Annotated in this window: 25 protein-coding genes; 14 read left to right on the top strand and 11 right to left on the bottom strand. The window is 46.2% G+C overall.

What is annotated here, in order from left to right:
* Positions 1-29 precede the first annotated feature (29 nt).
* Positions 30-1,052, top strand: a complete 1,023-nt coding sequence (locus MKX30_RS13835; protein ID WP_279831530.1) for a globin-coupled sensor protein — start codon at positions 30-32, stop codon at positions 1,050-1,052.
* Between the two features lie 140 nt (positions 1,053-1,192).
* Here the strand turns inward: MKX30_RS13835 and MKX30_RS13830 are convergent, their stop codons facing one another.
* From MKX30_RS13830 to MKX30_RS13805, 6 genes are all read right to left on the bottom strand, one after another.
* The gene (locus tag MKX30_RS13830) at positions 1,193-2,089 is read right to left on the bottom strand and encodes an aminoglycoside phosphotransferase family protein (protein WP_023987813.1); all 897 of its coding nucleotides are present in this window, start codon (positions 2,087-2,089) and stop codon (positions 1,193-1,195) included.
* 18 nt (positions 2,090-2,107) lie between these two features.
* A complete protein-coding gene (locus tag MKX30_RS13825) occupies positions 2,108-3,118 on the bottom strand; it encodes an aminoglycoside phosphotransferase family protein (RefSeq protein ID WP_341062915.1) in 1,011 nt (336 codons plus the stop codon).
* Between the two features lie 206 nt (positions 3,119-3,324).
* Positions 3,325-3,876 carry a PepSY domain-containing protein gene (locus tag MKX30_RS13820; protein ID WP_023987815.1) on the bottom strand — a complete coding sequence of 184 codons (552 nt, stop codon included), beginning with the start codon at positions 3,874-3,876 and terminating at the stop codon, positions 3,325-3,327.
* Positions 3,877-3,995: 119 nt separating this feature from the next.
* Positions 3,996-4,589 carry a PepSY domain-containing protein gene (locus tag MKX30_RS13815; protein ID WP_316243474.1) on the bottom strand — a complete coding sequence of 198 codons (594 nt, stop codon included), beginning with the start codon at positions 4,587-4,589 and terminating at the stop codon, positions 3,996-3,998.
* Positions 4,590-4,611: 22 nt separating this feature from the next.
* Positions 4,612-5,973: a sensor histidine kinase gene (locus tag MKX30_RS13810; RefSeq protein ID WP_341062914.1), complete on the bottom strand. Its 1,362-nt coding sequence runs from the start codon at positions 5,971-5,973 to the stop codon at positions 4,612-4,614.
* Positions 5,970-6,671, bottom strand: a complete 702-nt coding sequence (locus tag MKX30_RS13805; protein ID WP_023987818.1) for a response regulator transcription factor — start codon at positions 6,669-6,671, stop codon at positions 5,970-5,972. Before MKX30_RS13805 ends, MKX30_RS13810 begins: the two co-directional genes overlap by 4 nt.
* 326 nt (positions 6,672-6,997) lie before the next feature.
* On the opposite strand from MKX30_RS13805, the gene MKX30_RS13800 reads away from it, so the two are divergent.
* From MKX30_RS13800 to MKX30_RS13770, 7 genes are all read left to right on the top strand, one after another.
* Entirely contained in the window at positions 6,998-7,693 is a 696-nt protein-coding gene (locus tag MKX30_RS13800; protein WP_341062912.1) for an AroM family protein, read from the top strand.
* Positions 7,694-7,719: 26 nt separating this feature from the next.
* Positions 7,720-8,670, top strand: a complete 951-nt coding sequence (locus MKX30_RS13795) for an aminopeptidase (RefSeq protein WP_028542944.1) — start codon at positions 7,720-7,722, stop codon at positions 8,668-8,670.
* Between the two features lie 15 nt (positions 8,671-8,685).
* Positions 8,686-9,312: an aspartate/glutamate racemase family protein gene (locus MKX30_RS13790; RefSeq protein WP_068940131.1), complete on the top strand. Its 627-nt coding sequence runs from the start codon at positions 8,686-8,688 to the stop codon at positions 9,310-9,312.
* Between the two features lie 258 nt (positions 9,313-9,570).
* Positions 9,571-11,106, top strand: coding sequence for a PucR family transcriptional regulator (locus MKX30_RS13785; protein WP_053325048.1), 1,536 nt, complete (start codon positions 9,571-9,573; stop codon positions 11,104-11,106).
* A gap of 34 nt (positions 11,107-11,140) precedes the next feature.
* Positions 11,141-11,827 carry a response regulator transcription factor gene (locus MKX30_RS13780; RefSeq protein ID WP_025723943.1) on the top strand — a complete coding sequence of 229 codons (687 nt, stop codon included), beginning with the start codon at positions 11,141-11,143 and terminating at the stop codon, positions 11,825-11,827.
* Positions 11,824-13,407: a sensor histidine kinase gene (locus tag MKX30_RS13775; RefSeq protein WP_053325049.1), complete on the top strand. Its 1,584-nt coding sequence runs from the start codon at positions 11,824-11,826 to the stop codon at positions 13,405-13,407. The genes MKX30_RS13780 and MKX30_RS13775 overlap by 4 nt, the downstream gene beginning before the upstream one ends.
* Positions 13,408-13,529: 122 nt before the next feature.
* Positions 13,530-14,711: a WD40 repeat domain-containing protein gene (locus tag MKX30_RS13770; RefSeq protein WP_341062911.1), complete on the top strand. Its 1,182-nt coding sequence runs from the start codon at positions 13,530-13,532 to the stop codon at positions 14,709-14,711.
* Here the strand turns inward: MKX30_RS13770 and MKX30_RS13765 are convergent.
* The 3 genes from MKX30_RS13765 to yhbH all read right to left on the bottom strand — a co-directional run bounded on the left by MKX30_RS13765 (position 14,698) and on the right by yhbH (position 18,549).
* Positions 14,698-15,729, bottom strand: a complete 1,032-nt coding sequence (locus MKX30_RS13765) for an aromatic ring-hydroxylating dioxygenase subunit alpha (RefSeq protein ID WP_341062910.1) — start codon at positions 15,727-15,729, stop codon at positions 14,698-14,700. The two genes, MKX30_RS13770 and MKX30_RS13765, sit on opposite strands and share 14 nt — an antisense overlap.
* A gap of 214 nt (positions 15,730-15,943) precedes the next feature.
* The gene (locus MKX30_RS13760) at positions 15,944-17,386 is read right to left on the bottom strand and encodes a SpoVR family protein (protein WP_264454001.1); all 1,443 of its coding nucleotides are present in this window, start codon (positions 17,384-17,386) and stop codon (positions 15,944-15,946) included.
* On the bottom strand, positions 17,383-18,549 hold the full coding sequence (gene yhbH / locus MKX30_RS13755; RefSeq protein WP_023987828.1) for a sporulation protein YhbH: 1,167 nt from the start codon (positions 18,547-18,549) through the stop codon (positions 17,383-17,385). Before yhbH ends, MKX30_RS13760 begins: the two co-directional genes overlap by 4 nt.
* A gap of 164 nt (positions 18,550-18,713) precedes the next feature.
* Here yhbH and MKX30_RS13750 point away from each other — a divergent pair, with 164 nt between their 5' ends.
* The 6 genes from MKX30_RS13750 to MKX30_RS13725 all read left to right on the top strand — a co-directional run bounded on the left by MKX30_RS13750 (position 18,714) and on the right by MKX30_RS13725 (position 23,234).
* Complete coding sequence (locus MKX30_RS13750) at positions 18,714-19,433, top strand: response regulator transcription factor (RefSeq protein WP_023987829.1); 720 nt, start codon at positions 18,714-18,716, stop codon at positions 19,431-19,433.
* A complete protein-coding gene (locus tag MKX30_RS13745; RefSeq protein ID WP_069080729.1) occupies positions 19,430-20,500 on the top strand; it encodes a sensor histidine kinase in 1,071 nt (356 codons plus the stop codon). Before MKX30_RS13750 ends, MKX30_RS13745 begins: the two co-directional genes overlap by 4 nt.
* 144 nt (positions 20,501-20,644) lie before the next feature.
* Complete coding sequence (locus MKX30_RS13740; protein ID WP_023987831.1) at positions 20,645-21,568, top strand: ABC transporter ATP-binding protein; 924 nt, start codon at positions 20,645-20,647, stop codon at positions 21,566-21,568.
* A complete protein-coding gene (locus tag MKX30_RS13735) occupies positions 21,565-22,272 on the top strand; it encodes an ABC transporter permease (protein ID WP_023987832.1) in 708 nt (235 codons plus the stop codon). The genes MKX30_RS13740 and MKX30_RS13735 overlap by 4 nt, the downstream gene beginning before the upstream one ends.
* 14 nt (positions 22,273-22,286) lie before the next feature.
* A complete protein-coding gene (locus MKX30_RS13730) occupies positions 22,287-23,021 on the top strand; it encodes an ABC transporter permease (protein ID WP_013309463.1) in 735 nt (244 codons plus the stop codon).
* A 57-nt stretch (positions 23,022-23,078) separates the two neighbouring features.
* A complete protein-coding gene (locus MKX30_RS13725; protein WP_155613660.1) occupies positions 23,079-23,234 on the top strand; it encodes a hypothetical protein in 156 nt (51 codons plus the stop codon).
* Between the two features lie 44 nt (positions 23,235-23,278).
* On the opposite strand, the gene MKX30_RS13720 is transcribed toward MKX30_RS13725, so the two are convergent.
* Both MKX30_RS13720 and MKX30_RS13715 read right to left on the bottom strand, forming a co-directional pair.
* Positions 23,279-23,602: an AzlD domain-containing protein gene (locus MKX30_RS13720; protein WP_341062909.1), complete on the bottom strand. Its 324-nt coding sequence runs from the start codon at positions 23,600-23,602 to the stop codon at positions 23,279-23,281.
* Complete coding sequence (locus tag MKX30_RS13715) at positions 23,599-24,324, bottom strand: AzlC family ABC transporter permease (RefSeq protein ID WP_023987840.1); 726 nt, start codon at positions 24,322-24,324, stop codon at positions 23,599-23,601. The genes MKX30_RS13720 and MKX30_RS13715 overlap by 4 nt, the downstream gene beginning before the upstream one ends.
* Positions 24,325-24,373: the final 49 nt, after the last annotated feature.

The raw sequence follows: 24,373 nt of genomic DNA, 5'->3' as shown, positions 1-24,373 counted from the left end.
TCTATGTAAACTATTATTTGGAGGAACTTATGATTCATGTCGCGGAGAGTAGATTAAAACAGATACAATATATTGGTATTACTGATGATGATTTGGCTTTATTGCATCATTATCAGGGACTATTCCAATCTATTGTGAATGAGGTGGTCGATCGGTTTTATGAGCATGTAGAAAAGGTTCCGCATCTCATGTCGATTATTTCCAAATGGTCGAATATTGAACGACTAAAACAAACGCAACGTGAATACTGGCTTTCTCTCGCAGATGGAAAAATAGATGATCCGTTTATCGAACACCGTCTTTTTGTGGGGCAGGTACATTCCCGAATCGGATTGTCTTCCGATTATTATTTGGGCACGTACATTGCTTATCTTGATATTGCAGTGGACATTTTAAAGCGTTCGGGGATAGAGGACTGGTTTTTTATTGTGCATGCTCTTTCCAAAATGTTCAACCTGGATTCCCAGCTTGTACTGGAAGCTTATCAGGAAAAGGAAAAGGAACAAATCAACGAGCTGGCCGACGAACAAACGCAGGTGCTGACCGTTGTGTCCCGAATTGCGCAAAATTTGACCGGGATGATTGCTGAGCTTAGGGAAAATACGGATAATATCGCGGAGAGTGCCTGCAACACTGCTTATTCGCAGGAACATACAGAGGAATTGGTACAGCATTTGAGTGACGAGATTAAGCATATTGAGCAGATGAGCGGTACGATCCGGGAACTGTCCGATCAGACTCATCTGCTGGGACTGAATGCGGCGATTGAGGCTGCCCATGCGCAGGAAGCAGGGCGCGGGTTTCAAATTGTGGCACAGGAGGTGCGAAAGCTTGCATCTAATTCGAAGCAAGCACAGGAGCAAATTCAGCGCAAGGTGCTGGATATTGCCCGTATGCTTGACAGTGTACAATCCGAAACAGCTGCCACAACAGCCAGTGCCCGGCAACAGGCTTCCAGCTCAGAGGAATTGGCTTCGTTCACAAAGCTGATCGAAAACATGGTGAAGGAATTGGAAATGCTACAGCACTCCTCGGAAATGCTGCAGGTGTAAGATGTGGCTTGAATGTACTATGGGGGCAGCAAGTCGATTGGCTTTAGCGGCATGCGCTTTTCCTGTAGTTGTTGTCAGAACACAAAAAAACAGACCTTTTCAGCGGGTCTGTTTTTTTTGTTTAGTTCCAAGCTGACAGATTATAATAACGATCTAAGTTCACGTCGGTATTTGTTCAAATGCACGAACGACGGAATGACTCGCTTGGCAGAACGGAAGCCGCCTATTCTGATATTGCGGACCACATGATAGGGAGAGATCAATAGTGCGTGAAGCAGATGCAAATCATGGGTGCTCAATGGACGATATCGTTGATAGTAATCTATCGCGCGCAGCATCTTTGTCCCATTCCAAAGACAATTCCGATGAAGAAGATGGGAGAGATCTTTCATCCTTACATGTAGGGAGCAGTTTTCAAAGTCGATCAAATGGATTTTGAGCTGTTTGTCTTTAATCAGATTGGGATAATTATAGTCGCCGTGTATAAATGCGGCGGCTTTTTGCTCTTGAGCAATGGCTTCTCTAACTTTGGGCTGCTGTAGGCGATGGGACACTTCTTCACAAAGAGCTACGAGATGTGCTGTACCTCTGTATGGGATGAGGCGTTTTTTGTATCCAGCTATTTCATCGCTCAAGCCTTCATAACGGATTCTGGATGGCGGAGCTTCAGTGATAGGAAAGCTAACGGCACTGGAATGGAATTTGGCTAAAGTAGCAATTCCCTTTTTGAAGTCTATTCTTTTTGTGAATTCTGGTCTGAGTCCATGAACCCAATTGGTTAATGTATACGAAACACCTTCATAGGTCATGTAAGCCGTTTGTTGTACTGTTGGATAGACCTTTTGGCTGCGTGTAAACCCGCGCTCATCCAAGTAGGACAAGACACGTGTAATAAAACGGATCTCTTCTTCCGGAAATTTGTAGGGTTTTAAGCAATAAGTCGTATTAGCGGTCTCAATCTTGTGAATGTCCTTCATTTGACGGGTACGCTGAATTTTGATTCCGTACATCTGCTCAACGTTCGATAAAATCGACATTTTGATCCTCACTTTCTTTTATACATGAGCCCACTCTTGCAAAATATGGATGATTTGTAATCGAAGAGGCCACGACTGATCCCAATTGTCCAGGATTTCGCGATCTCTTGAACGATTCGGGTGTCGGGAAGCATGCCAGGCTTCTCGTGGTAGTTTATATAAAGCTGTAACAATCTTCCGTTCAGTACGGCTTAGTGGTTTACGCTTTTGGTATCCCTTCAGCAAGGATTGCACAAATTCAGGATTGAATTGAGTCGTATTCATAAGGGCCTTTGCCAAATCAGCATAGATTGAGCCGATTTTAGCCCGATCCCAATCAATGATTTTGAGATGACCGTCATCCGAAATAATGACATTTGGGGTAGTGATATCACTGTGTATCAAGGAGGGATGCCGATGTTCCATCCGAAGCAGCCTTATGATGGATGCATCCTGCAAATCCTTCCATGCTCGCCTGGATAAACGTTTGCAGTTTTCGCCGTGAGTATTGTACCAGTTGCGGTACGTTTTATCATGGCGACTGTTTTTTATCATTTTTCTTTGAAAAAGACGATCCTGGTTTTTCCATATCCGCAATTGTTGAATGGTCGGAGGGGACTTTCCTTTATCCATCCGATGCAAGCCGGTGGAGGTGGCGTGAAGTGTGGCAAGTGCCCGCCCCAGTTTTTCGAAATCTTCAGCGGTTTCCAGTCCCCGTCCTTTGATCCACTGACTTACATAAAATGGCGTTCCTTGATGTAGAGTCCATAACTTGCCGGAATGAGTGGGGAGCCATGCGGGCATGTAGGTATACTTTCTCTTTTTCAAAAGCCTTATATGACTCGCAGCTCGTTCCATCTGTTGAATCGTATTTGAACGGACCATCTTTGTACGACTAAAGGGCTTTAATGCATAAGTTCCCTTTTTCGTTTTCACCTGGATCACTGCATTTTTTCGGTATAATGATGAGACTAAGCTTGATTTTAACGGGATCAGGCCGAAACGACGGGTGATTTTGCGAATCTGTGCTTTAGTATAGGATTTCGCCATAAGAACCTCACTTGACTTTGGATTGAAGAAAAAGGTAATCCTCTGTTAGTTATCAGTCTATTCATGAAGAAATAATAGGTGCAGTTTTATGAAGCCATCTTCGTTCTTTTCCTATGTCACATTGGTCAAAAAAACGGAGCAGCAAAAGTTCGCTGCTCCGTTTTAATTAGCTCTGTATTTAGTTACCCTGATTATGACCTGGGTGATTAATATTCGTTGTCATCATCATCTTCGTCTGTATCCACGATTGCGCCAGATGATGCATGGATTTCAAGCTCAACGGTTCCTTCGTTGGTGAGTACCTTTACCTCGTAGATGAACTGTCCATCTTCCTTATCCAATTTAGAAGACAAAAGGGTACTCCCGGGTACGTGCTTAAGCGCAATTTGTCCAGCCTGTTTTTCAGTCAGGGTGATGTGATTTGGCTTGTTAAGGGAGGACTCGTCATTCGAGTCATGATCAAGCTCAGAATGGGAACGGATGGTTTTCCCAGTATAAGCATCAACATCTATATCCCAATCTTTATCCCCTTGCTGGAGATCCACCTCATAGTAGACTTTTCCGTTCTTGCGCTCCAGTTCGACATCTTCAACTTGTGCATTATTCCCCACAGCCTTCTTGGCAATGTTGGCAGCGGCGGTCGCTCCAATAAGGCCCGTAGGTTTAGCGGCCCATACGGCATTCGCTGAGACACCCGTAACTGTAACTCCAAGCAGAACCGTGGCTGCCATAATTCCTAATGTATAGTTTTTTTTCATTACATAATTCCTCCTTGTGCTATAAGCATGAATACAGCTTATCTCTTGAACATGAGAGGAACATAATAGAATCATGAGAAAACCATGAGAAAACATGAGCTGAGATGATCATCAAGTCGTCATGATTCGTTGTGCTCCTGTTTTTCTTTTTCCCACGTTATAGAGTCGATAGAGCCCGATACTGCATTGACCTGTACTACTGCTTCACGCCCATCTTTTACCTCAACCTCAACCAGATAGTAGAGGCCTTTGTCGTTGCGATGAAGCTCAATATCATCGGATGTTCCGTTAACTGCTTTGGCAGCAAGCTTGGCTGCTTCTTTCTCTGTAATAACGAGAGAAACCGGGTCAGGTTTATTAGCTGGATTCGATGTGTCTCTGGTTGGTGAGGTACCGGGTTTGTGATCTTGGGGCTCCTGCTTCGCATCTGTATAAGCCTGTGTCCGCTTAATGGAGTCGATGACACCGTCATAGGCATTGGCTTTTATATCGTACTTCCCTTTGGCGCGTTCCAGCCTGATCAGATAAAAATCACCCAAGCGTTGGGATTCGAGCACCTCGCCGGGATACTGATGCAAAACGGATTGGATGACGGCCTTTTCTTCCAATGGAGAAGCTGCTAACGACCGTGCCCAAGGCCACTGTAAAAGACAAATTGTAATCAACACAGCCGCCAGCGTACCTCCAATCACCCACACATAGATGGCTTTCATCGTTATTCCCTCCTTTGGCTTATTATTTTGGAACGGTAGGGAGGATGATCGTTGCAGTTGTTCCGCTCCCCTCTACACTTTCTAGCCCAATTTGAGCATGTATAGCTTGTGCAATTCCTGTAGCCAATGATAAGCCTAGCCCAGCCCCACCTTCCTCGCGGCTTCTGGCTTCATCCACACGATAGAAGCGGTCGAATACTTTAGATAACTTTTCTTCCGGGATTCCAATTCCTTGATCTGTGATTCTTATGCAGGGTTGAGCTGTACCGCCCACCGTATCAATCATCAGGTGTATCGGCTCGTCACTGTATTTGCGTGCATTATCCAAAAAGATAAATAGGAGCTGCTTCAGCTTATTTTCATCGGTATAGCCAATGCAGTCTGCCTGTACATCCAGTTGAATTTGTCGGGCGAACGCATTTTCAAATGTAGCTTTTAATTCTGTCGCTATTCTGGTCAGGCGTACAGGCTCCAGCGCGACATTCCATTGTTCTTCGTTTCTGGCCAACAGAAGAAGCTGCTCTGCCATGTCCTTCATTCGAATCGCCTCGGAATGGATCGCTTCAACGGATTCGGCGAAAATGTTGGGATACTGCAACCCCCGCCGTTTGAGCAGACTGGCATAACTTTCAATAATGGTGAGCGGTGTCTTCAATTCATGGGACGCATTAGATACAAATTGTTCTTGCCTGACGAAATTCCGCTCCAGCAGTTCAATCATGTCATTAAATGTTTCACCCATTTCGACCAGTTCGTCGCGTGATGATGAATTGAGCGGAAGACGTTTAAATTTCCCGCTGCGCTGAATTTCTTTCATCGTGCTAATCATAGATGTAATTGGACGTGTGATCAGTCTGCCGAGCAGCCTTCCCGACACCACGACAGGAATGAGCGCAATTCCAGTGACAGCCACAAGTACGATTCTGAGTACCTGTAGCGTCTGCATCGTCGGTTGCAGACTTTCGGTCACCTGGAGATTGACAACCTCGCCATTGGTCCAAATCATGGGGAGCGATACAAGAATGTAACGATTGCTTTCATAGGTAATCATGCAAACCTGCCGTGTTTCATCAAAAACGCCCTTCATCAAGCTAAGAGATTGCTCGGAAGAAGAGGTGATAGGGGGAAGAAAGTCGCCTTCTGGTTTCATCAGCCGAAGCATGCCATCCAGCGGTACATAGGCTCGGAGAAGATCCTCAGCGGCTACGGATACCGGAGCACGTTGAATCCCACGAACTATGTTCTCTGCTGCGGCCTCTACCTGGTCTTTTCGATTGTCTATCGAAAATTGGCTGAATAGGAAATAGATCGAAAAATTAATGGCTACAAGTAAGACCGCGAATAATAACGAGGTGTACGTATGGATTTTGTTTTGTAGCTTCATAAAGATTCCTTCAGTACATAACCAATTCCGCGTACAGTATGGATCAGCTCAGGGAGCTGGCGCGTAGGGTCGATTTTATTGCGCACGTAGCGAATATACACATCGACCACATTGGTATCGCCCATATAATCTATGCCCCATACATTCTCCAGTAATTGTTCACGGCTAAGTACCTGCCGCTGGTGTCTGAGTAAATGAACGAGCAAGTCAAACTCTCGCGGTGTAAGCTCAATGTTGTGCTCTCCTCGAAGAACTTCACGAGTACCTTCATGGAGACGTAAATCCCCGGCACTAAGCCATTTATCTACCCCTTGTGGAGCCATGTCTTTCGTTGCACCCACTCTGAGTGCGGCCCGTACACGTGCAAGCAGCTCTTCGATCACAAACGGTTTGGTAACATAATCATTGGCTCCCAAATCGAGTCCCTCGACCTTATCTGCAATGGAACTTTTAGCCGTCAGCAAAATGACAGGAACGTTCGCATCATGCTTACGAATCCTACGAAGTAGCTCGATGCCATTGAGACCGGGAATCATAATATCCAGCAACACTAGATCCCAATTGCCTTTGCAATACGTCTCCAGCCCATCAATTCCGTTTTTTTCTTTACATACTTGATAGCCTTCAAATTGAAGTTCGATCTCTAGAAGCCGGGCAATCTTTTCTTCGTCTTCTACGATCAAAATAGATTGTTTCATGATCATGCCCTCCTGTAGGCGAATAGCCGATACGGAAGTATTTTAGCATATACGGACAGGTAAGGCACTTCATAGCGCAGGGCAGTGAGGGAAGAGATGTTTATGCTGCGTTATATTTCTTGACATTAAAAAGGAATAAAATGTAATGGTAGCGCTATGATTTTGTTTTTTTATCCTTTATGCACAACAAACAAGCCTTTGTTTTGGTCAGTATGAACATTGTCTATGTGAGGAAAGTTGCAGTAACATAAGTTAAAACTATTCACCAGAACCGAAATAAGGGCAGACCGCGAGCTTGCCCTTTGTCGCCAGGAGCGTAAAATAAAATGAAGCGAAAGCAGGGATTCAAAATGCATAAGCTTGGGATGATTACGATTGGGCAAGCCCCCCGGTCAGATGTGACCCCTATCGTAGAAAGGGCATTGGAAGGACGGGCAGAGCTGGTACAGGCTGGTGCGCTAGATGGGCTCTCATTGGACTATATACAACAGCATCTATCACCGTCACCGGGAGAATATGTATTAACCTCGCGCTTGACGACCGGGGAGTCGGTGGTCATTTCACGCGAAAAAATCCAGCCACTGCTCCAAGACAAAATCACACGTTTGGAGGAGCAAGGCATACGTACTATTTTGCTACTCTGTACCGGTGTGTTTCCTGGATTGCATACCCGAAGCGCTTTTCTAATTGAGCCAGATCATGTGCTTCCTCCTGTACTAAAGGCCATGTCCAGCGGAAGAAGGTTGGGTCTCATTGGACCGCTCGAAGAACAGAAGAACAACCTCAAGCTTAAATTCAGCCCTTATGGATTGAATCCAGAGTTTGCGGCGGCCTCGCCTTACAGTGGCAGTGAGGAAGAATTTCACCGAGCAGCAGGACAGTTCAAGAATCAAGCCGATCTGATCGTACTGGATTGCATGGGCTATACGGAAACGCATAGAGAACTAGCGGCGCATTACTCAGGGGTTCCCGTTGTATTGTCCAATGCCTTGATTGGCAAACTGGTATCGGAAATGGTGTAAGGAGCTAAAAATTGGAGGTAAGAACTATGAGTCAACAACGTATTGAAATCAGTAAAAATGTATTGCAAAAATGTTTGGGACTTACCGCTGGAGAGACGCTTCTGGTCGTAACCGACGATGATAAAAAAGAATTGGGCGAGTCCATATATGAAGCTGGCAAGGCACTGGGGGCAGAAGCAGCTATTTTGACGATGAAGGTTCGTTCCAAATCGGGCGAGGAGCCTCCAGCCCCTGTTGCCGAAGCCATGCTTCGCTCCAACGTTGTTGTATGTGTCACCCGGTATTCGCTGACACATACAAGTGCCCGTAAGCAAGCCGCAGCTGCTGGAGCACGCCTGGCGACCATGCCTGGCATGACAGACGATATGTTCATGAATGGAGCAATTGCTGCTGATTATCCGAAGGTCAAGGCGCTGACCGAAGAGGTGACCGCATTGCTGACTGCTGCCAAGCAGGTACGGATTGAAAAGGATGGATATAGTCTGAACTTTACCATAGAAGGGCGCAACGGTGTTCCCAGCACAGGTATGTATTTGAATCCCGGCGAATCGGGGAACCTGCCTTCCGGTGAAGCGTATATTGCTCCGCTGGAAGGAACGGCACAGGGTCAGATTGTGGTGGACGGTTCTGTAGCGGGAATCGGTGCCTTAAAAGAGCCGCTGCTGCTGACGGTGCAAAATGGAAGATTAATCGCGGCAGAAGGGGAAGCCGGACAGTCCCTGTTGGATATGCTCGGCGAAGGCGATGGTAGAATGCTGGCCGAATTTGGTATTGGAACGAATGATAAAGCCCGCATTACAGGTGTTGTGTTAGAGGACGAGAAAGTATATGGCACGATTCATGTCGCTTTTGGCAGCAATAATACCTTTGGGGGAACTGTCGCTGCGGGTGTACATATTGACGGAGTCGTACAAAAACCGGATGTATATCTGGATGATCGTCTGATTATGAAGGCTGGTCAGTTGCTAGAGCGATAAAGGGAGGAAGTTATCATGCTTGGAATGATCAGAGTGCTTACCATGCAGGACAAAGCAGCTATCGACCTTCACGGCCGGGTTATTGAGCAGCACTACGGGCTGCCTGTCACCAGTGTATGTATCCCCGATCAGCCGAAAGGAATCTACGATGATATCACAGACCGGGAAGCGGTGCCTAAAATTGTGCTCGCGGCGCAACAACTCGTTGAACAAGGCTGTACGTCTATCGGTATTAGCTGCGCGGCTGATCCGGCGCTAGAGGAAACTCGTCAGGCTGTATCTGTACCTGTATACGGGGCGGGGTCCTGTGCGGCACTCTTGGCTCTGACATCGGCCAGCCGTGTAGGCGTGTTGACCATTTTGGAGGAGGCTCCGCCGCTGATTCGCCGCATTTTGGGCGATTCCTATATCGGTACAGAGCGTCCCATAGGTGTGCAGACGACACTGGACTTGAACACTCCACAAGGTAAAGAGGCAGCTATGGCAGCAGCGTTACGGCTTCAGGAGAAGGGGGCTGAGGTAATTGTACTTGCCTGTACAGGTTTTGTAACAATGAACTTTGCGCCAGAGCTGGAGCGTACACTAGGGATTCGGGCTATTGACCCGATTGTGGCGTTGGGTGCAGCTGTTTCGGTACGCTAGCAGCCACTTCGTGTGGGGTACAAGCAGGATAGTTCTTAAACTTCATTATAAATAGTTGAATATTAAAATAAACCGCCTTTTCCAGAAAAGGGCGGTTTATTTATGTTCCATTGAGCTCCTAAAGATAGGAATGGGCTGGTGTGGATAGATTTGACCAAGCGGTAAAAGGTTTTGTTTTGTACACTTTTTTGGTACACTATCCTGAAAATTAGATGAACTAAGGATTTTGCAAAATAAATAGCAGGGTGGTCTGTCTTTATGAAAATACCGGGTGTAACAGTTCAAGAGCTCATGGCAATACCCGTGTTGAAGGAGGCGAAGGTATTAAGCGGAGAACAAGGGCTAAGCCGGGTTGTCCGGTTTATTGACATTATGGAAGTCCCTGACCTGAAAGGCTGGGTCCGGGAAGGTGTATTGTTAATGACAACGGCTTATTCGATCCGTCATGAGCCTGAGGTATTGTGTCAAATTATTCAATTACTGCATCAGGGCGGGGCGGCGGCGCTTGTGATCAAGCCTACCCGCTTTCTCACGGAAATTCCCCATAGTGCGCTTGAAGAAAGCAATGCCTGTGGCCTTCCTGTGATTGAGATTCCAGCCGATATTCCCTATACGGATATTACGCAGCGTGTCATGGATATGGTGTTGAACCGACAGGCAGAGCTGCTGCGACGTTCGGAAGAAATCTATCGAACGTTAACGACGATGGTGCTGGAGAACAGTGGCATACAGGCTGTAAGCGATAATATAGCAGAGCTTTTTAAAGCTCCGGTTGCTTTGGTTGATAATGGTGGTCAAGCCATTGTCACTTCACCACAAGATTGGGATTGGGCGAAGGTACAAGATGCTCGTCATTTTCCAATTAGTGTGGATAAACGTACAGTCGCCAAGTTGGTCATTGCCCGCAATGAACTGGATGATATGGAGCAGGTTGGTATTGAGCAGGCACGGCTGGTGATGGCGTTAGAATTAATGCGTGAAAAGGCAGTAGAAGATACGGAAAGCCGACTACGGGGGAATTTTATAGATGAGCTCATGACACCTCCGTTGCCGGTGCGGCATGAGGTTGAGCGGAGAGGTCGTCAATTGGGATTCAACCCGGAATATAACTGGGAGGTGGCTGTACTGGAAAGTGCTACGGCTCCGCCAGAAGAGATTCTTTCTGGGTTATTGAGTATCGAATCGACCCGACGGCGTGTGGTGTCTCATATTGAGTTCCGTTCAAATCGTGCGATATTATTTCTGCCGACTCTTCAGCCGAATGATCATCAGAACGCACCTGGCTCTGATCAGGAAACGTCCTGGAGTGATACGCTGAAAAACTGGTCAACTGAAAAAGCCTGGGGTACCGCCGATTATTATTTAGGCATCGGAAGTGCCAAAAAGTTATGGGAGCTGCTGCAAAGCTACAATGAAGCACGTCGTGCCATTACTGTAGCCCAGCGGCTGTATCCTGATAAACGTGTATGCAAATACAGCGATATAGAGATGCACTATATGCTTGGAGAAGCGATGGACAAAGAGGAATTTTCAAATTTGTTTGAACGCAAGCTGGGGAGACTTCAGCAATATGATCGCTCACATGGCAGTGACTTACTCAAAACGTTATTTTATTATTTGGAAAACAGGGGCAGTCTGGTAGATACAGCCAATTATCTTTTTATACATCGTAACTCAGTAAAATACAGATTGGAACGGATACGCGACATGACAGATTTTGATCTTAACGATCCACGTGAGCAGTTTATATGTCATACATGTCTGATTCATTATTATTTGCGGGAACATAGGTAGCTGGAGCATTTTTTTAATGCAGGGAGGGCAGGACATGGATAAAAAAATACTGATAGCGGACGATGAGGCGAGCATTCGGAATGCGCTGGCTTATGCGTTAAAGCGAGAGGGTTTTTTGGTGGAAACTGCTGTTGATGGGGAGGACGCCTTGGAAAAAGTGCGTTTGTTCCACCCGGATGTTCTCATACTGGATGTGATGATGCCCAAACTGGGTGGATATGAGGTGTGCCGCCGTTTGGAAAGTCGGAAGGGCATCGGTATTTTACTGCTGACGGCCAAAAACGATATCGTTGATAAGGTACTCGGGCTGGAGCTGGGTGCGGACGATTTTATGAGCAAACCGTTTGACCTGAGGGAGCTGCTCGCTCGTATTAAAGCATTGGTACGGAGACTGGAGCGAGAAGGAGCGCCTGCCCCGGAAGGAACGGAAATGGTACTCGGCCCATTACGGGTACGTCCGTCCAGCCGAACGGCTGAACTTGGAGCCATAGCGCTGGATCTGACCCCCAAGGAGTTTGATGTGCTGGCGCTGTTGGTGTCTCATGCCGGGAGGGTGTATACACGGGACGAGCTGCTAGAGCAGGTATGGAGCTTCGATTATGTGGGCGGAACGCGTACGGTGGATATTCATATCCAGCGCTTGCGCAAGAAGCTTGAGCCGCATCAGGCGATATTGCAGACCGTGTATGGTATCGGCTATAAGGCAGAGAAAATGACGTGAACGAACATCATTCACTCCATCAGCAAGGAAGCTTGCGGTCCACCGACCAACAGAAACGCAAACGCAAACCTACAGGCTTAAGCCTGCGTTGGAAATTTCCCCTGGTACTGGCGGCTTTGCTGCTGTTTACTGTCGGTGTGCTGAGCTGGCTCGTGCTTACTGGCATTCGCGCTAACCAGACAGACCAAATGGAACGCAGTTTAAAGCGCCAGGCCGAAATTGTAGAAATGCGTGTAAAACAGTCTTACCTGTTGGGAGTGCGCCAATCACCGGAAGGCTTCATGAAGAAGCAGGCGCCCCAACTCGCAGTGGAACTGGGCGTATCCAGCAATATGCGCGTTATTTTATATGATGGTCAGGGGCATGAGGTTGGCAATTCTCTACCGCTGGCTTTTAGAACAAATGTCAGCCAGGCCCTTTCCTATGCGCTCCAAGGCAAAATTGCGTATATTACGGAAGGTAGCGCAGTCACCTATTTGGCTCCGCTTCAAGGTCCGGACGGCTTACTGGGAGTGGTACAGCTTCATAGCTCAACAGAAGCGCAGCAGCAGTTCTACCAGGCTATTGCCCAGTTGTTTCTATGGACAGGGGGTGCGGTGCTGGTATTGAGCTTTATTTTGGGCTTAGGCTATGTCAGCCGCCAGACGAGAGATATCGGACGACTGACTCGCGCTTCCGAACAGATATCGGCAGGGCATTATCCGGAAACCAGACTGCTGCGGCGGCAGGATGAGCTGGGAAGACTGGATGAAGGAATGCTCCAGATGAGTCATGTGATCCGGGAGAGCATTACCGCGCTGGAAAACGAAAAGCTTCGGCTGGAAGAAGCGGTTCAGCGTTTGAGAGAGCTGGAGCAGCAGCAAAAATCTTTTATTGGAAATATCAGCCATGAACTGAAGACTCCATTAACCTCTATTCAGGCTTATGCTGATTTACTGGATATGTATGGGGATGATCCTGAACTGGTGCGTGAAGCGAGAGAAAGTATCAGTAAGGAAACAAAACGGTTATACGAGCTTGTCGAGGACTCGCTGCGGCTATCTGTGCTGGATAAATATGATTTTGAATTGCATACAGAGGCTGTGAAACTGCATTCGTTGCTGGAAGATGCAGGGAGCCGTATTCGAGGAAAAGCGGCAGCGCGTAGGCTGAATTTTTCGATAGATACCGTTCCTGCCCAGGTGTGGGGAGACCCTAAGCATCTGATGCATATTGTACTGAATTTGCTGGATAATGCAGTGAAGTACAATCGGGACGGTGGATGGATTACGTTATCGAATCGAGTAGAACAGGACACCGTGATTGTGTGTATACGCAATTCCGGCCCATGGATTCCTAGGGAGCAATGGGACATGATTTTTGAGCCGTTTGCTACCTTAAGTCGTGATCGATCTCGTCAGGACAGCGGTACGGGACTCGGTCTTCCTCTGGCGCGCAGACTGGCGGAGCGCATGGGGGGAGAGTTGCAGCTTACAGCTTCAGATCATAGTGGGTTAGAAAATGACAACGGGCATACAAATGTAAGTGGGAATGAATTTTCGCTTAGACTCCCTCTCTTGGTTCACGATGGCTCCCTGTAAATGGCCAACTGTTAGCACAGGGCTAAAATGGTGTCTTGTTTACAACTTGGAAACAATCCGATGTATTCATGAGATGTTCGGGCATTAAACTGGGGGTATCGTTAACAAGGAGGCCGTTGTACATGATAAAGAAAAACATAGACAGCTATGGGCAAAAGAACGGCTCCTCTCATCGCGAAGATTCCCGTACAAGAGTTTTCAGACAGAAAGCCACGGGGGTGCTCATGACCGGCTTAATCGCCGGGGCATTGTTCAGCGGTTGCGGCATGAAGAGCGCAGGAGAGACAAATCCAGCATCCGGTATGAAACCGGGCCAACAGCTTACTGTGATTGACACGGATGCAGCCCAGCAGCAAGTAACGGACGAGCTGGTGGTATCGTCTATCGACAGGCTGGGGGATGTCTACGCGAGGTCTTGGCTGAGCGACGAAGAGCTGATTGTGGAGCGTAAAACCCAGCTGTGGATTCATAATGTAGAGACAGACAAGGAGCGGATTTTAACACCAGGTCGTAAGGCTCCACAGTTACTTGCTGTGGTATCACCGGATCAGCGCCATGTCTTTTTTACTGAAGGTAGCACCAGCAGCAAATATGATATTCAAGGCTACATTTTGGAACTAGGCAGTGGTAAGGTTACATCGATCGGCAAGCTGGATATGACTAACGAAGTGAGCTGGAGCGATGAGAATGATCTCATTACAGGCACACCGGATGGTAAAATCCAGCTGATTGGTCTGGACGGAAAAGCTAAAGAATTGAGTTTTCAAGATCCGAATCGCTCTGAATTGATGTCTCATGTCGAAAAAGTGGGTAACGCCATATTTTATACAGGCAGTGATAAACAAGGGTATCCGGTGCTGAATCGGTTCACCCTCAATCATCCTCAGGCTGTGACCATTGCAGAGGGTGCCATGTCCTTTGCCGTGTCGCCTGATGGTAAGTCAATTGCCATTGAAAAGCGGAAATGGAATACATCCGAACCAGCCCGTATGATCATTTTGGATGAACAGGGCAAAGAGAAAGGAATCGTCGGTCAAGGCACTTTAATGAGTCGTGGAAGCTGGTCCAGCGACGGGTCCAAGCTTGCTTATTCCATTTATGATGAGGATCAGCAAGGCATGAGAGGGCTGTATGTGTTTGACCAGTCTACGGGTAAAACCACTCCGGTTACGACCGATATCCAATCCTATGACAGCCCAACGGTATGGAGCCCATCCGCCCGGTTTTTATCCATGTACCAGAACATCTCGGAAGGTGGAAAACAGCTCAATCAAAGCTACATCGTCGAATTTAAGAGGAAGTAGTTTCTGGACCCAGTCGTACACGAGGCTCATCGTTGACAAGGAAATCATACCAGCGGTTGCGAAACCGAACCTGAGGTCCATCAGCGGGGACGTGTGCCTCCATTCGCAGCGCTTCTGGGATTGGACGCGGATGCTGGCTTTCCACCACGGCCCGATCCTCTTCCAGCACCTTGCCACTGTATCTGGAAAAAATGTGGCCCATGCCCGGTACAAATCTGGCAAAATTACGTCCAGCCAGTCCGTAGATGGCAGTTAACTCTTGCTCAATCGGAGTGAAGGTGACGAAATTAATAAACTTGCTGCGTCCTTCCTTGGCGGGAGTCAAAATCCATTGCTGTGGAAAGGTATATTGTAATAAACCTTTCCCGTTTTTTACTCGAATATGATTGTCATCCGCTTCAAACTCGATATGAATGTCGGTGGAGGATTTTTTACCGATCGTTTTGTTATGGACAATTGGCAAATGAGCGACATCCAGCACGCTCTCCACAACTCTCGTCAGATGTGCCTTCCACACGGAATCGTAGGGAGACAAAATGAGAGAGGGGTCCTCCAGCTCGGGGAAAATCTCCAGAGGAGGGGGGGATGTGGATGTTCCCAACCCTGAGTTTATCTCAGACTTTGAGCCAACGGCCTGAGGATATACCCACAGCAGGCCGGCTTTTTCAATCACGGGATAGGCATAGGTATGAGCAAACTCAGGAATAGCCCGTCCCGGATGTGCCGGAATATCCACACACTGCCCACTCTCATCGAAAGACCATGCATGATATGGGCATGTGATGTGCCCGTTTTGACAATAGCCGAGCGACAAATCAGCTCCTCGGTGCGGGCAATAAGCATGGATGGCATGTACCTGACGATGATCATCACGGTACAGGACAATATCTTTGCCAAGCAATCGCTTTTTAAGCGGTTTATTTTTTAGCTCCTTGGACCAGCCAACGGCGTACCAGGCAATCGGGAATACCTGCTGGTCACTTTCACGAACTTCACGAAAGCTGGGATGGGTGTTCATCTATATCAGCGCTCCTCGTTCTGCTTCTCAATTATGACCCGTGGGTCATTTATTATATTAGTATAATACACCCCTGATCCAAAACGAAACAGGTGTCCTGAAATTGGCAAGAAACGAAGGTCGCTTAAGGTTGTATGAAATAGTAAAAAAAGGTGCATATCCTTTTTAGGAATGCCCCTTTTTTAAATTAGGCTGGCTATTTGATTTTGTATGACTATACAAACTTACGATGATGTTTCTTACCGTCATATGAGAATAAGGCAAGCTTACCCTCAATCAAGGTTTCCAAATGAACGGTGCGCCCCCACAGCTGATATACATACGGAAGTGTGCGCTCCATATATTTTAAATCCAGCTCAATGCCTTCGTACTGGTGCTTGAGCTTCAACTCGCCCGTATGCAGGTAATCTCCATCCTCGACGACGATATAAGGGGAGCCTCCATTCACACGTGAAAACACGAGCTGATCCCGTATGTTTTCCCAGGATTTATCGGTGATTTTCCAATCGGGTCCCCGTTTCTCAAACACGTACAGATCCAAATCCTCTGTCAGTTTCTTGGTCATGTAATTGCGTATAAAAGAGGTGTCTGAGTCGAACTCTCGTACCTCGAACATTTTAGCGCGTCCTTCGCCCGGTTTGCGTCCTTGTCGCTCTTGCTCCTCACGGGTTGGGTTATCCCATCGTTTTTCAATATCCTCAAATATTTTCAGTCCCAAATAGTACGGGTTCAGGCTTTGCTTGGAAGGCTGTACGACAGAAGCGTTCAGCATCGCAAATTCAACGGTTTCCTCCCCGGTTAAATCCAGTTCCCTTACAATCCGCTGGTGCCAATAGGAGGCCCAGCCTTCATTCATGATTTTGGTCTCCATTTGGGGCCAGAAATACAGCATTTCGTCCCGTAGCATCGTCATAATATCCCGCTGCCAGTCCTCCAGTACCTCCGAGAATTCCTGAATAAACCAGACGATATCTTTTTCAGGTTCCGGTGGGAACTTGCGTACCTTGATGCCCTCGGTCTCGGTCGGATCATGCTGCTTCGCTGTTTCCAGTGACCATAGATCATCGTAAGGCCCAGGAGGGCGCTGGCGTTTTCCAGGTTCTTTCTGCTCCCGGATTTTGAGCTCCATATAGCGTTGTTTATCCAGATGCCTTGGTTTGATAATCTGTGGGTCTACATGCTCTTGTATCGCCAGTACAGAGTCAATGAAGGATTCCACAGCCTCTGACCCGTATTCCACTTCATAGCTGTTGATTCGATCTGCTGTGGCCGACATACTCTCTACCATATTGCGATTAGAAGCTGAGAAGCGAGCGTTGTGTTTGAAAAAATCACAGTGTGCCAGTACATGGGCGACAATCAGTTTATTTTGCACCAAAGAATTTCCTTCCAGCAGGAAGGCATAGCAGGGATTGGAGTTAATGACCAGCTCATAGATTTTGCTCAATCCAAAATCGTACTGCATTTTCATCTTGTGAAATGTTTTTCCAAAACTCCAGTGGCTGAAGCGCGTGGGCATACCATAGGCTCCGAACGTGTATACAATATCCGCCGGACAAATCTCATACCGCATCGGGTAGTAATCGAGCCCGAATCCATCGGCAATCTCCATAATTTCTGATATCGCATATTCTAGCTCCTTCTGGTCGGTACTCATCCCACCGATCCCCCTTCCCGTTTGCGAAAAAAGGTACGTAAGGCTTGGTATACCTCACCTTTTTCCTTGATGACATAGTACATAAACTGATCCTTTTTAATATTCTTGTAGGCTGACATCAGCGTGCTGCTGCGATTATATTGATTCACTTCTCCATAGCCGAACATATTGCTCCGCTTTATAAGTTCCTCGATTAGCTTCACACACCGCTCATTGTCCGAGGTCAGGTTATCGCCATCCGAGAAATGGAAGGGATAAATATTGTAGCTGGAAGGAGGATATCGTTTGTCGATAATCTCCAGTGCTTTCAAATAAGCGGAAGAGCAGATCGTGCCGCCACTTTCTCCGCGGGTAAAAAATTCTTCTTCCGTAACCTCTTTAGCCTCGGTATGATGCGCGAGAAAGACAATTTCCACCTTTTCATACTGACGGCGCAAAAAGCGGGTCATCCAGAAAAAGAAGCTGCGAGCGCAATATTTTTCAAAAGAGCCCATCGAACCTGAGGTGTCCATCATAGCTATAATCACCGCGTTGGATTGGGGAATGGTCTTCTCTTCCCATGTTTTGTAGCGAAGATCGTCCGGACTAATATGGTGAATGCCCGGTTTCCCCTCACGGGCGTTGCGGCGCAGATTTTCGAGAATGGTTCGTTTCTTGTCAATGTTCGCTTGCATGCCTTTTTTACGTATATCATTAAATACGATAGATTCAACCTCAATTTGATCCTTGTCTTTTTGCTGTAAATTCGGCAATTCCATTTCCTCAAACAGCATATCTTCCAGTTCTTCTATGCTGACTTCCGTTTCCATAATATCGTGTCCCGGCTGGTCGCCGGCTTTCTCACCTTTACCTGGCTTCTGGGAAGCAGGATCACGTCCAATGACATCCCCCACCTGACTGTCGCCATCTCCTTGGCCTACATGCTTTTGCTTTTGATAGTTATAAATGAAGCGATATTCATCCAGACTGCGAATCGGCACTTTAATAATCTGTTGACCGTCCGACATAATAATATTTTCTTCCGTTATCAGATCGGGTAGATTTTGCTTAATGACATCTTTGACCTTCTGCTGATGACGTTGCTGGTCCTGGTACCCTTTGCGATGCAGCGACCAATCTTCGCGGGATACGACGAATGAATATGGCTGGCGTGGTTCCGGCATTATTAGGCACCCCCCAAGTGGATACACGGCACAGTTTGGCCTTGTTGGTTATTAAGTATATTCACGGGGATGAACGATATGTGATGGAACTCGATTTAAATTCTGCCCGTTTGCTTTTATAATGAAAGTAAAAAATGTAAAAAAAGAATGGAGAACCTTGGGTTATGGAAGAAATTGCAGTACTTATAGTAGACGATGAGCAGGGGTTGCGGGATATGCTGACAACGGTGTTAAAAAAAGAAGGATTCCTTCAAGTCAAGCATGCTGCAACGGGTCGGGAAGCGCTGCAAGTCGTGATGGAATCTCATGTGGATGTGATTGTACTTGATGTTATGCTGCCTGATAACGATGGGTTTGAGGTGTGTCGTCAAATGCGTCTATATACGGATGCCCCTATTCTTTTTTTGACGGCAAGAGATACAGACCTAGACAAATTAATGGGGTTTGGTATCGGAGGGGACGATTATATTACCAAACCGTTTAACCCGCTGGAAGTCGTTGCGCGTATGAAAGCTCGAATGAAATATCGGAAAGTTTCGACAGTGGCCATGAAACCGACCTTACGCACTTTAGATTTTGGATATTTTCGTCTGGAACTGGAATCCGGTGTATTGTATGTGGAGGACAAGCAGGTCGATTGTCCGGCACGTGAATGGCTACTGCTGGTATTTCTGTGCAAGCATCCTAACCGTATTTTCAGTGTACGGCAGCTTTATGAGGCGATATGGAGCGAGGCCTTCTTGGGTGATGAGAAGACTGTAGTGATTCATATCTCCCGTTTGCGGAAAAAAATAGAACCTGATCCCAAGCACCCGCAATTTTTAATCAATGTAAGAGGACTTGGTTATAAAATGATGTCAGTCAAGATGGAGGAGCAAGAATGAACTCTCTAGTTAAGATGTCCTTTCGTTTTATGAAAGTAACATTATGCTTTGTACTGGCCTATGTTCTATGTTTTGTTATTTGCACGATCTTATATATTTTTATAAAAAGTATATTTGGAGCATCTCAAAATATAAATATTGATCTATTCTGGACAGGACTTGGTATCGTGCAGAGTGTTGTGTTCATAGCTGCCTACGGATGGTATATAGGCAAACCTTTGGTGTATGTAATTAAATGGATTGGAAATATTGCGACAGGGGAATTCCAAGCGCCGCTAAGTGAACTGGAACTGCCAGAGGGCAAAAAAAATCAGAAAAATAGTTATAAACCTCCGTATCAATTGTATAAAGAAGTTTTTGAACAAATGAACATCTTATCGGCTCAATTGCGCAGCAATGAGGAAGAGAGAGTGGAATTAGAGAAACGAAAACAGCAGTGGGTAGCAGGTGTAAGCCATGATCTCAAAACACCATTATCTTATATTGAAGGATATGCGGCTATGCTAACTGCTCAAGAGTATGACTGGTCTGATGAAGAAAGAAGAAGCTTTAGTATGGGTATCAGTGAGAAAGTGACGGAAATGAAGCAGTTGATTCAGGATTTGAATGCTTCTATGCAGCTTAAGGAAGGTCCATTGCCAATCCAATTGGAGAAGGAGGACATTGTGGAGTTTCTCCGTAGTACAGTCATAGATATCGCTAACCATCCTTCAGCCGAGCAATACGAATTTTCTTTTACGTCAATGGACGCGGCATGTATTATGCCCTTCGATAGTAAATTATTAGGCAGAGCGCTGCAGAATTTTTTGATTAATGCTATCATTCATAATCCTCCAGGTACACACGTTTCCATGGAAGTAAGCAAAGCGAACGATAAGCTTCATATTTCTATCGAAGACGACGGAATAGGAATGAATTCCAATGAGTACATGCAGGTATCTCATTCCCAAGGGCATGGAATACCTATTGCCAAAAGCTTTATTGAGGCGCATAACGGAACGCTTCATATCCTTTCAGGCAGTAAAGCGGGTACTAGGATGGAGATTTCACTGCCGCTAAACATCTAACTTTTTAACATTTGATCTCACATTTTGCAGTTTGCTCGGTTTTTTTGCCTGTTGTTTAGGGACTGTTTACCTGATGTTTACTTTACTTCAGTAAACTGTATGTAACTTAAGCTTCAGCATTAGAAGTCGAGAGGAGATCAGGAAATGTCTGAATATGTAATACATACACAGCAGCTAACTAGGCGTTTTGGAAAACGGGAATTTGTAAAACGAATAAATCTCCAGGTACCCGGACAGCAGATTTATGGATTTTTAGGACCTAATGGGGCGGGTAAAACAACCACGATTCGTATGCTACTTGGGCTGATTAAATCCACATCCGGGGAAATTGAGATTTTTGGGAAGAAGCTGAAGGATCAGCGTATGGAAATATTGAAGGATATTGGTTCCTTGGTTGAATCACCTGCCTATTATGCCCATTTATCCGCATATCGAAATTTAGAAATCGTTACAACCATGCGTGGACTGCCGACCCGAAGAATTCATGAAGTGCTGGATTTAGTGAGATTAACCAAGGATGCGTATCGTCCGGTAAAGGGATATTCCTTGGGGATGCGACAAAGACTGGGGATTGCTATGGCGCTTATTGCCAACCCCAAATTATTGATACTTGATGAACCGACGAATGGTTTGGACCCGTCTGGTATTCAGGAAATTCGGGAGTTAATTATGAGCCTCCCTGGCGCTTACGGAATGACGGTACTGGTTTCGAGCCATTTATTAAGCGAAATTGAGCAGATTGCAACCTATGTAGGAATTATTAATCAGGGTGAAATGATCTTCCAGGGAACGATGAAGGAACTCACCGCCAAAAGCAAGCCTCAATTATTCATTGAAACCCCAGATCCTGTTCTGGCTGCCGGTGCACTGATTCAGCATGGGTGGACGGCCGGAGCTGAATCGATTGAACAAAATGAGGTCGTGACTCCTATTGTAGATCGGCAACAATCTTCGGAGATGATCAAGGTGCTTGTGGAACACAATCATCCCATTTATCGGGTCACAGAGAAGAAAAAAACATTGGAGGAGATATTCCTGGAACTGACAGGTAAGGAGCGAAGCTTATGATACTCCGGGTTATAAAGGCAGAGGGGCTTAAGCTGAAGAAAATATGCTGGTGGATTCCTCTTATACAGGGGTGTGTACTTACAGGCATGACTGCTGTGGAATGGTATCTTTACTTTCGGCAAGGACCGGGAGGTGTCTACGCTGGTTTTGCCGTTATGTTTATGTTCCTTTCGTTTGTGATGCTGCTTGGCGGTACACTTTTGGCGAGCATTATGGCCGGTACAGAGCATGATACTCAAACATGGAAGCAGCTTATGGCCATGCCTGTTCCCAGAAGTTATATCTATTTATCCAAAATCGTATGGATTGTGATTCTGCAGTTGGGTACCGCCTTGATCACTGTAGCAGGTATGAGCCTCATCTGGGTGTTATATACAAACGAACCCATTCCTTGGCGGATCATGTTGTTACAGCCGATTAATGCAAGCTTGGCTACCCTACCAGTACTTGCAATTCAACTTTGGCTGTCTACGCTTTTCACTAATCAGGCATTCCCATTAGCGTTTGGTATATTCGGTTCAATTGCAAGCTTGTTTTTGGCACGCACAAGTATTCTGTGGATTAAAATATTGCCTTGGTCGTACCCTGCATTATCAAGTCCTCTGATGAAGGAACACATGATTTGGGTGATCGTTGCTTTAAGTGCAGGAGTCATCTTTACGGGACTTGGTACACTACAGTTTACCAAGCATGAATTCAAATAGAGAGGAAAAGATACATGGGCTCTATTTTACGCGTGGAGACAATAAAGCTTCAATGGATCATGGTTTGGATTCTCATTATATTGGATGCGATCATAAATTCTTTAATGGGAGTCCTGGAACTGAATGATTTGAAGCAGTTTTTTTCACCCAGTTGGTTAACTTTATATACTTATTCAGCGCAATTTCACTCTATGTTTTTTTATCCGCTCTATTGTGGAATTATTGCTTCTCTTTTGTGTGCGTACGAGCACCGGGATGGAGGATGGAAGATTTTATTGAGCAGCCCGTATCCTCGTCAGCAAATTTATTATGCAAAATATATATTGCTCATTCTCATACTGGGTCTGGATCAGCTTATATTTATAGTAGGCTATTTTGTAAGTGGAAATATAGCAGGTGCTCCAGGAGAAATCCCTTGGTCTGTCGTTCTTTCTACCGGTTTGGGAGGTTGGCTCGGGATTTTTCCCCTGGCAGCACTACAGCTTATGCTCTCGATAAAAATTCGGAATTTTGGAGCTTCTCTGGGAATGTCCATTTGTTGTGTGGTTCCTAATATTGTCATAACAGGCTTTCACTCTTCCATAGGTGCGTGGTTTCCTTTTACGATTCCTTATTATATTATGATGCCGCAAACAGCGACTTATGCACCCAGAGTTGAGCCTTATAGTCTCGGACTGATTGTCATTTTTACGTTTTTAGCCTATCTGTATGGTGGAAGAAAGATGTTTGTGAATAGGGACTGGTTGTAGTTAGGATAGCATGAGGATGTAATCCCAACCATTATTTTAATGGAGGAGGGCAAAATTGTGGAAGCAGGTAGTCATGAACACTTAATGGATATAGACGGAGTGTATGCAGAAATGTTTAGGCTGCAAGCCTCCTCGTATCTTTCACAACGAGAACGTGGTTTTGAGGAAGGAGATCTGTCGCCCTCGTTAGTAAGGACGACAGGTGGAGCCTAAGAAAGGACAGATGCCCTCCTATTGTAGGAGGGTAATTTTTTTCTTCACCACAAAAGTCGAGTTACAGCCATACTCACAATACCGACAACGACGGTAGCCAGCAGGTTTTTGCTCCACAAGGCGGTCACTAGCGTAGGAAGAACAGCCATAAGCACTTGCCCATTAAGAGTGACTGAGGTTTCGGTTCGAACGAGCAGATTTTCCATCACGAGGGCCGTGAATATGCAGATGGGAATATAGGAAAGCCATTGTAGCACTGGCTTGGGTAGCGCCAGCCTTTGCAGCACGACAAAGGGAATGATCCTTGGAATCGCCGTGACAATCATGGCACCGATAATGATATACAGGACATTGGGATTAATGTTCATTTGTCGGTTAACACTCCAATCGTTGCGGTGATCATGGTCGCTATAATGACGGCGATATGTGATGGCACCCACCAGGCCAAAAGGTACATCAGAACAGCCATACATAGCACAAGCAGCAGACGATGCTTGAGTTTGGAGGTCTGGACACTTTGGAGCTGGGAAATGAGCAGGGCAAGAAACATCGCTGGCAAGGCAAAGTCCAGACCAAAAGCCTCCGGCCGGGAAATCCAGTTCCCGAGAACCCCTCCCGCTACACAGGATGCAATCCAGGCGAGATAAGCTGTAATATTAAGCCCGTTCATCCAGCGGTCACTGACCTGCCCGCCTTTAGCCAATTTATCCGACGCTACTCCAAAGGATTCGTCCGTCAAAAGAACACCGATGCCTATGTTTTTCCACAATGAATATTTAGAAAAGTAAGGAGCCAGCGACGCACTTAACAGCAGATGACGAGCATTCACAATGAAAGTCGTTAAAATAATGACGGATGGAGGACTGGCTGCAGCCAGCATCGAGCACATGATAAACTGGGAGGCTCCTGCGTATACAAGCGCCGACATGAAGGCAATTTCCATGGTGCTAACCCCTGATGAAGCGCCCACAATGCCTGCCGCGAACCCAATACATACATAACCGAGCAATGTAGGAATACAATCTTTAACCCCTTGTAAAAAGCTGAGTGAATCGTGCTTCGTTCCGCTCAACTCCGAAGCTATGGACATTTTAACCTTACCCCCAGTGTATAAATTTTATAATAGTATATAACGTAAG

It is taken from the genome of Paenibacillus sp. FSL P2-0173 (genome assembly GCF_038008045.1).
GTDB lineage: Bacteria > Bacillota > Bacilli > Paenibacillales > Paenibacillaceae > Paenibacillus > Paenibacillus polymyxa_B.
The sequence above is the reverse complement of the archived record's forward strand: the minus strand, read 5'-3'. Positions and strand labels throughout refer to the sequence as shown.

Coding starts and splice junctions, on each gene's coding strand:
- MKX30_RS13835 (WP_279831530.1), top strand. CDS start 30: ATGATTCATGTCGCGGAGAGTAGATTAAAACAGATACAATATATTGGT.
- MKX30_RS13830 (WP_023987813.1), bottom strand. CDS start 2,089: ATGTCGATTTTATCGAACGTTGAGCAGATGTACGGAATCAAAATTCAG.
- MKX30_RS13825 (WP_341062915.1), bottom strand. CDS start 3,118: ATGGCGAAATCCTATACTAAAGCACAGATTCGCAAAATCACCCGTCGT.
- MKX30_RS13820 (WP_023987815.1), bottom strand. CDS start 3,876: ATGAAAAAAAACTATACATTAGGAATTATGGCAGCCACGGTTCTGCTT.
- MKX30_RS13815 (WP_316243474.1), bottom strand. CDS start 4,589: ATGAAAGCCATCTATGTGTGGGTGATTGGAGGTACGCTGGCGGCTGTG.
- MKX30_RS13810 (WP_341062914.1), bottom strand. CDS start 5,973: ATGAAGCTACAAAACAAAATCCATACGTACACCTCGTTATTATTCGCG.
- MKX30_RS13805 (WP_023987818.1), bottom strand. CDS start 6,671: ATGAAACAATCTATTTTGATCGTAGAAGACGAAGAAAAGATTGCCCGG.
- MKX30_RS13800 (WP_341062912.1), top strand. CDS start 6,998: ATGAAGCGAAAGCAGGGATTCAAAATGCATAAGCTTGGGATGATTACG.
- MKX30_RS13795 (WP_028542944.1), top strand. CDS start 7,720: ATGAGTCAACAACGTATTGAAATCAGTAAAAATGTATTGCAAAAATGT.
- MKX30_RS13790 (WP_068940131.1), top strand. CDS start 8,686: ATGCTTGGAATGATCAGAGTGCTTACCATGCAGGACAAAGCAGCTATC.
- MKX30_RS13785 (WP_053325048.1), top strand. CDS start 9,571: ATGAAAATACCGGGTGTAACAGTTCAAGAGCTCATGGCAATACCCGTG.
- MKX30_RS13780 (WP_025723943.1), top strand. CDS start 11,141: ATGGATAAAAAAATACTGATAGCGGACGATGAGGCGAGCATTCGGAAT.
- MKX30_RS13770 (WP_341062911.1), top strand. CDS start 13,530: ATGATAAAGAAAAACATAGACAGCTATGGGCAAAAGAACGGCTCCTCT.
- MKX30_RS13765 (WP_341062910.1), bottom strand. CDS start 15,729: ATGAACACCCATCCCAGCTTTCGTGAAGTTCGTGAAAGTGACCAGCAG.
- MKX30_RS13760 (WP_264454001.1), bottom strand. CDS start 17,386: ATGAGTACCGACCAGAAGGAGCTAGAATATGCGATATCAGAAATTATG.
- yhbH (WP_023987828.1), bottom strand. CDS start 18,549: ATGCCGGAACCACGCCAGCCATATTCATTCGTCGTATCCCGCGAAGAT.
- MKX30_RS13750 (WP_023987829.1), top strand. CDS start 18,714: ATGGAAGAAATTGCAGTACTTATAGTAGACGATGAGCAGGGGTTGCGG.
- MKX30_RS13745 (WP_069080729.1), top strand. CDS start 19,430: ATGAACTCTCTAGTTAAGATGTCCTTTCGTTTTATGAAAGTAACATTA.
- MKX30_RS13740 (WP_023987831.1), top strand. CDS start 20,645: ATGTCTGAATATGTAATACATACACAGCAGCTAACTAGGCGTTTTGGA.
- MKX30_RS13735 (WP_023987832.1), top strand. CDS start 21,565: ATGATACTCCGGGTTATAAAGGCAGAGGGGCTTAAGCTGAAGAAAATA.
- MKX30_RS13730 (WP_013309463.1), top strand. CDS start 22,287: ATGGGCTCTATTTTACGCGTGGAGACAATAAAGCTTCAATGGATCATG.
- MKX30_RS13720 (WP_341062909.1), bottom strand. CDS start 23,602: ATGAACATTAATCCCAATGTCCTGTATATCATTATCGGTGCCATGATT.
- MKX30_RS13715 (WP_023987840.1), bottom strand. CDS start 24,324: ATGTCCATAGCTTCGGAGTTGAGCGGAACGAAGCACGATTCACTCAGC.